Annotated in this window: 8 protein-coding genes; 6 read left to right on the forward strand and 2 right to left on the reverse strand. The window is 70.0% G+C overall.

Annotated elements, in window-relative coordinates; genetic code table 11:
- From ACFWY9_RS39570 to ACFWY9_RS39585, 4 genes are all read left to right on the forward strand, one after another.
- Positions 1–1,459: type VII secretion-associated protein (locus ACFWY9_RS39570; protein ID WP_378341293.1), on the forward strand; the 1,459-nt coding region annotated here is incomplete at its 5' end.
- A 12-nt stretch (positions 1,460–1,471) separates the two neighbouring features.
- Positions 1,472–1,843 (forward strand): hypothetical protein, encoded by a 372-nt coding sequence (locus ACFWY9_RS39575; protein WP_378330875.1) that lies wholly within the window; start codon positions 1,472–1,474, stop codon positions 1,841–1,843.
- Positions 1,844–2,098: 255 nt separating this feature from the next.
- The gene (locus ACFWY9_RS39580; protein ID WP_378330876.1) at positions 2,099–2,419 is read left to right on the forward strand and encodes a WXG100 family type VII secretion target; all 321 of its coding nucleotides are present in this window, start codon (positions 2,099–2,101) and stop codon (positions 2,417–2,419) included.
- Between the two features lie 59 nt (positions 2,420–2,478).
- Entirely contained in the window at positions 2,479–2,766 is a 288-nt protein-coding gene (locus ACFWY9_RS39585) for a WXG100 family type VII secretion target (protein WP_378330877.1), read from the forward strand.
- Between the two features lie 87 nt (positions 2,767–2,853).
- Here the strand turns inward: ACFWY9_RS39585 and ACFWY9_RS39590 are convergent, their stop codons facing one another.
- Positions 2,854–3,600: a DUF4333 domain-containing protein gene (locus ACFWY9_RS39590; RefSeq protein ID WP_378341294.1), complete on the reverse strand. Its 747-nt coding sequence runs from the start codon at positions 3,598–3,600 to the stop codon at positions 2,854–2,856.
- A gap of 48 nt (positions 3,601–3,648) precedes the next feature.
- Positions 3,649–4,539 carry a hypothetical protein gene (locus ACFWY9_RS39595; RefSeq protein ID WP_378341295.1) on the reverse strand — a complete coding sequence of 297 codons (891 nt, stop codon included), beginning with the start codon at positions 4,537–4,539 and terminating at the stop codon, positions 3,649–3,651.
- Between the two features lie 274 nt (positions 4,540–4,813).
- Between ACFWY9_RS39595 and rplM the strand changes: the two genes are divergently transcribed.
- Both rplM and rpsI read left to right on the forward strand, forming a co-directional pair.
- Complete coding sequence (rplM, locus tag ACFWY9_RS39600; RefSeq protein WP_345396768.1) at positions 4,814–5,266, forward strand: 50S ribosomal protein L13; 453 nt, start codon at positions 4,814–4,816, stop codon at positions 5,264–5,266.
- 14 nt (positions 5,267–5,280) lie between these two features.
- A complete protein-coding gene (gene rpsI, locus ACFWY9_RS39605) occupies positions 5,281–5,775 on the forward strand; it encodes a 30S ribosomal protein S9 (RefSeq protein WP_378330880.1) in 495 nt (164 codons plus the stop codon).
- Positions 5,776–5,948: the final 173 nt, after the last annotated feature.

Here is a 5,948-nt window from a genome sequence, read left to right on the forward strand (position 1 = left end):
GGCGTTTAGCGGGCTAAACGCAGCGGCGCGGCCGCAGCGGGGCGGGTTCCAGGTGCTGGCGACCAGGGGCGACCCGAGCTTCGGCGGCGCGGACATCGACCAGGCGCTGCTCGAGCACGTCGGCTCGCTCGTCTCGTCCGCGGACCCGGCGGCCTGGCGGCAGCTGGTCGAGGGCCGCGAGCTCGCGGACCGGCGCCGCAGGCGCGTGCTCCGGCAGGACGTGCGCGGTGCCAAGGAGACGCTGTCGCGGCACGCCTACACGGACGTGCCGATGCCGCCGCCGTTCGCGGACGCCCACGTCACCCGCGAGGACCTCGAGCGCCTGATCGGTGCGCCACTCGGACGCGCCGTGGAACTGACGAGCGCGGCCATCGCCGACGCCGGTCTGCGGCCGAAGCAGCTGACCGCGATCTTCCTGGTCGGCGGGTCGAGCCGGATCCCGATGATCTCGCGGCTGACGCACGAGCGGACCGGCGTCGTGCCGACGAGCTTGGACCAGCCGGAGACGGTCGTCGCGCGTGGTGCGCTCCGCGCCGTGCTCGTCGACCCCGATCGCACCGGTTCGCTGCCGGGCACCACCATGGCCCGTCTCGGCGCCGCGCCCGGCGGTGTCCCCCCAGCCGAGCATCGCACCGAGGTCGTCCGGCCCGGGGACGTCCCACGCCCCGCGGCGGCCCCACCCGCCGCGCCCCCGGCCCCCGCGCCCCACACCGGCGACCCACGCGCCACGCCGCCTCGCCCCACCGAACCGCACCCCAGCTTCCCGCCCCGGCCCGCCCAAAGTGCGTTTAGCCCGCTAAACGCAGCGCGCCAGGGGCCGCCGCCGTCGCCGCCCCGAGGTCAGCCGGCGGTTCCGTGGGGCTCGCCGGGGCCTGAGCGGGGCGGTGACACGAAACGGGTCGAGCGCGCCGGACGCTCGAAGCGGTCCAAACTGCTCTGGATCGTCGCGGCCGTGGTGGTCGTCGCGCTGGGCGCCACCGGGCTGGTCGTGATGCTGAACAAGGGCGGCGCGGACAAGCCCCCAGGCCGCACCCTCGCCCAGTACGACTACCGGTTCATCGCGCCGCCGGACTGGGTCCAGACCGACGACCGGGTCGCCGAGAAGCAGGTCGTCATCCATCCCCAGGACTCCCCGGCGGGCTTCGATCTGGTGGTCGCCCAGGAGTACCCCATGAACTACGACGCCACCGCCGATCGCCGGCAGCTCGTCGACGACCTGCGAGGCCAGGCCGCGCGCTACCCCGAGCGCTACAGCGCGTACGACCCCGACGCGTCCTACGCCGGTCGTCAGGTGATCGCCTACCAGGAGACGAAGGACCAGGCGAGGGTCTTCTGGTACGTCGTCGTACAGGGCCGGATCCGGGTGCACATAGGCTGCCAGTACAGCGTGCCCGCGCTTCAGCAGCGGGTGAGCGCGGCCTGCGAGCAGGTCGCACGCACGCTCGAGGTCGTCAACTGAAAGGGGCGCCTCGTGCCGTCCGAACCCGAGACCGCCGCCGCGGCCTTCACCCGTGCGGGGCAGGACGCGGTGACCTACGCGCGTCGCGTCGCGGGTGACGCGCTGGCGCGCAACGAACGTCACCGCGGCGAGAACGCGGAGCTGATCAAACAGTTCGGCCGTGGCAGGCTCGCGGGCCGGGCCACGGATCCCACACCGGGCTCGATGCGCGGGGCCGCGAAACGGTTCCGCGCCGCCAGGGGACTCCCGGTTCCGCAGCTGCCGTCGGCGGCCGAGCTGGTTCCCCCGAAACCGGAACCGTCGCCGTCCGCGGCGCGAAGGCCGCGTCCCACCGAGGAGGAAGCGGACTTCTCCGAGTCGCGAATCATGATCCGCGATCAATGAACGCGGGCGCACGCGACCACTGTGCGTATGTTAAGTCGCCTGGTGGAGGTCCCCTTTTCGGGGAACAACCCGACTGTGGCGCAGGGGCATGGAATACCGCGCGCGATCGGTTCCCGCTCCCAGCGTTCACTCAAGCAACTACTTGCGGGCAAACGGCGACACAGGGGAACCGGACATGGCAATGTCTCCGTCGTAGGTCCGTACGAAACAAACACGACCTAGTGCGGACAACCACTAACGAAGGGGGTAGCTCCCATGGCTGGCGGTTTCAAGGGAACTCCGGAGCAGTTCACCCAGGCCGAGCAGCGCGTCACCGAGGTGCGCGTCGCGATGGACCACAACCTGTCGCAGTTGCGTGACCGCATCGAGGCCACTCGCGCCGGCTGGCAGGGTGACGCGCAGAAGGCCTTCGACAAGGTGATGCAGCGCTTCGACGAGGACGGCCGGGGGATCAACCAGTCCCTGCAGAACATCGCGAACCTGCTTCAGGAAGCCGGTTCCAAGTACAAGCGCTCGGAAGAGCAGCAGCAGGAGATCATGAGCGCCGTGAACAAGGGCTTCGACGTTCTCGGCTGAGTACCACCTCTTGACCTTTTCCCACCCATATTCTTTCCGACAAACAAAGGGAGTGCACCATGGCTGACGGCATCGTTGTCGATTATGGCGTCATCAACGCCGCGGCGGACGACTGCAACTCGACCGGCAAGGAACTGCAGTCCGCGTTCGACAAGCTGAAGGACGACCTTCGCCCGCTGACCCACGACTGGGAAGGTGCCGCGCGTACCCAGTACGACGAGGCCCAGCGCGTGTGGGACCAGAAGTTCGAGGACCTCAAGCAGGTTCTGGCGCAGATCGCCACCGCGCTGCCGCAGATCGCGGACGGCTACCAGGGCACCGAGCAGGGCGTCAAGGACCTGTTCTGAGCTACCCCGCCCCGGATAACCACGGCGGGCCCGGCACCTTGCGGTGCGGGCCCGCCGTTTCCGTTGGGGGACAGGGAAGAAACGACCTCAGTGCGGGGCGCCGACCTCGTACTCCGGCTTGTCGTTGAGCACCCGCACGGTGACCTTTTTCGGCTGGCCCCCGATCTGCAGGGTGCAATCGAACGTCGTGCCGTTGTCGGCGAGCTGATTCGCCGGGCACTGTACATTTTGGACGTCGGGTTCGCCGTAACTCTCGTTCAGCACCTTGGTCACACCGTCCTGAAGGGACTTCTGCTCGAGGACGTCACCGCGGAACGCGCCGAGCAGCCAGGCGCCGACACCACCGGCGACGATCACGAGTACGCCGATTCCGCCGTACAGCAACGGTTTCTTCGATCGTTGCCGTTTCTCGCCGGTTTCCGGGGAAAACGCCCCGAGCCCGCCGTACTGCGAAGGCTGGAACCCGCCACCGAACTGCTGGCCGGACGGCGGCGTGCCGGTGCCCGCCGCCGGTGTCTGCTGCGGTTCCGGGGTCGGCTGCCACTGCTGGCCGGGCTGCTGCTGCGACCACTGCCCGCCGGACTGCGGCGCGGGAGGCTGCTGCGGTGCCGGGGGCTGCTGCCACGGTCCGGAAAAGGAACCGGTGCCACCGGGTTGCGGCGACTGCTGCCACTGTCCGGTGTAGGACCCGGTGACCGCGCCGGGCTCGGCGTTCTGCTGCCACTGCCCGGCGTGCGGGCCGGTGGCCTGCTGCTCGGGCTGCCACTGCTGCTGCGCGCCGCCGGTGTTCGGCTGCCACCACTGCTGCGGCTGCTGGTCGGGCGGCTGGCTCATCGGAGATCCCCTCGGGGCGCGCGGTCGGTCTTCACGTCGTCGGCCACGTCAGTTGCCCCTCGCTTCGGCGATCTTGTCGAACAACGCGTCCTTCGCCGCTTTGTCCGGCAACGCGGTGATCTGCGCGGCGTCGGGCAGCTTGGGCAGGTCCTGCGCGCTGGCCTTCCCGGTGAACCGGAAGTCGTACCGCAGCTCGACCTTGTGGCCGCCGCCCTCGAACTTCGCCTCCATGACCATCTGGTCCAGGCTCCCGTCCGGGTTGAGCAGGATCTTGGTCGGGATGACCGCCTTGCGCAGCTCGGGGGTGATCTGGCTCTTGATCGACGGGGGAAGCTGCTCCACCGGGCGGGTGAGGAAGGCGTCGAACGACACGTCGGCGGTGAGCTCGGTCTTGCCGTCCTTGCCGACCTTCGCGCCCTTCACCGTCTTCTTGTCGGCGTTGTAGGACAGCGCGACGGCGTCGGCCATCTTGCAGGCGGTGAGGATGCCGGCGAACGCGCACTTCATCGTCAGCCCGCCCTCCGGCTTGGGCATCGACACCCACGAGGTCGGGGCGGCCCCCTTGAAAACCGGGCCCAGGTACATGTACTCGAGGGCACCGTCGGCCGGGGTGAACGTGTCGAGGACGTCGTCGGGGTTCTTCTGCGAGCGGTTGTGCACCACCCGGCTCTCCGGGCTGCCGGTGCGGGCCGCGGTGATGACGCTGTGCGCGTACTTCTCGTCGAAGCGGAAGTAGTTGTCCGACGAGGTGGTGACGTCTCGCTGGTCGGCGATGACGTCCTGGAGCTTGTTCATGGCGGTCTCGAACTTGCCGCCGACGTACGCCGCGGCGTCGTCCCCCTTGGGCAGCGCGGTACCGGCGCGGGCCTGGCCGCACGCGGTGGTCAGCACCAGCACGGCGCCGAGCGCGCAGATGATCGTGGTTGGCCGTTTCCTCATCGCCGTTCCCCTGGTCGAGTCCACCCGCTCCGGGTGTATCCGGATCGTCTCATTCTCGCGTGTCGCGGACGGCGGTGCGGGCGGTTCGCGTGGTCCGGCGGGTAGAGTTTTGCTGCGTCCACCCGGCTGGGACCCTAGTATGCGAGTCTGGAGCCACCCCCGCTGTGTGGGTCCGCCGGACGTGGGGGTATCTTCATATGTCGTTGTGCGCTGCGGCGCGTAAGCGCTAGGCCCGCACAGAACCCACACGCAATGTTGACGACGAGGTAGACCCTTGCCCACGTACAGCCCCAAGCCCGGCGACGTCACTCGTGCCTGGCACGTGATCGACGCCGAGGATGTCGTGCTCGGCCGGCTCGCGACCGAGGTCGCCACGCTGCTGCGCGGCAAGCACAAGCCGACCTACGCCCCGCACGTGGACACCGGTGACTTCGTCATCATCGTCAACGCCGAGAAGGTCGCCCTCACCGGTAACAAGCGCGAGCAGAAGTTCGCGTACCGGCACAGTGGCTACCCCGGCGGTCTGCGCAAGCGCTCGTTCGGTGAGCTGCTCGACACCAAGCCGGAGCACCTTGTCGAGAAGGTCGTCAAGGGCATGCTGCCGAAGAACAAGCTCGGCCGCGCGCAGGCGAAGAAGCTCAAGGTCTACGCCGGCCCGGAGCACCCGCACGCCGCGCAGTCGCCGCAGGCGCGCGAGATCACCAAGATCGCGCAGGTCGCGCAGTGAGTGAGGAACAGTCTGTGACCAGCACCGAGACCGAGACCCCCGCGGTCACCGAGACTCCCGCGGTCGGCGAAGCCGTCGCGACGAGCGAGACGCCGGCCGCGCCGCGTCCCTCGCGTGCCGCCGGTGGCAACGCCCAGACCGTCGGCCGCCGCAAGGAGGCCGTCGTGCGGGTGCGCGTCGTTCCCGGTACCGGCGTGTTCAAGCTCAACGGCCGCACGCTCGAGGAGTACTTCCCCAACAAGGTGCACCAGCAGCTCATCCGTGAGCCCCTGGTCACGGTGGAGAAGCCGGACTCCTTCGACATCTTCGCCAACCTCCACGGTGGCGGGATCTCGGGCCAGGCCGGTGCGCTGCGCCTGGCGATCGCCCGTGCGCTGGTCGAGGTCGACGCCGACGACCGCCCGGCGCTGAAGAAGGCCGGCTTCCTGACCCGTGACGCGCGCGCCACGGAGCGGAAGAAGTACGGCCTCAAGAAGGCCCGTAAGGCTCCGCAGTACAGCAAGCGCTGATTCGCGCCCCAGGCGCAACCCACGGGAGGGGGGGGGGGGGGGGGCCCGGGGGGGGGGGCGCGGGGGGGGGGGGGGGGGGGGGCCCGCCCCCCCCCCCCCCCCCCCCCCCCCCCCCCCCCCCCCCCCCCCCCGCAGAAAACCCCACCCCCCCCCCCGCGGGCCCAGCGCCCCCG

Source organism: Amycolatopsis sp. NPDC059027 (genome assembly GCF_042739735.1).
In the GTDB taxonomy this organism is placed as follows: domain Bacteria; phylum Actinomycetota; class Actinomycetes; order Mycobacteriales; family Pseudonocardiaceae; genus Amycolatopsis.

Bases quoted from the DNA above. Each gene is read 5' to 3' on its own strand.
- ACFWY9_RS39590 (WP_378341294.1), bottom strand. From the start codon at position 3,600: ATGAGCCAGCCGCCCGACCAGCAGCCGCAGCAGTGGTGGCAGCCGAAC.
- ACFWY9_RS39585 (WP_378330877.1), top strand. From the start codon at position 2,479: ATGGCTGACGGCATCGTTGTCGATTATGGCGTCATCAACGCCGCGGCG.
- ACFWY9_RS39580 (WP_378330876.1), top strand. From the start codon at position 2,099: ATGGCTGGCGGTTTCAAGGGAACTCCGGAGCAGTTCACCCAGGCCGAG.
- ACFWY9_RS39595 (WP_378341295.1), bottom strand. From the start codon at position 4,539: ATGAGGAAACGGCCAACCACGATCATCTGCGCGCTCGGCGCCGTGCTG.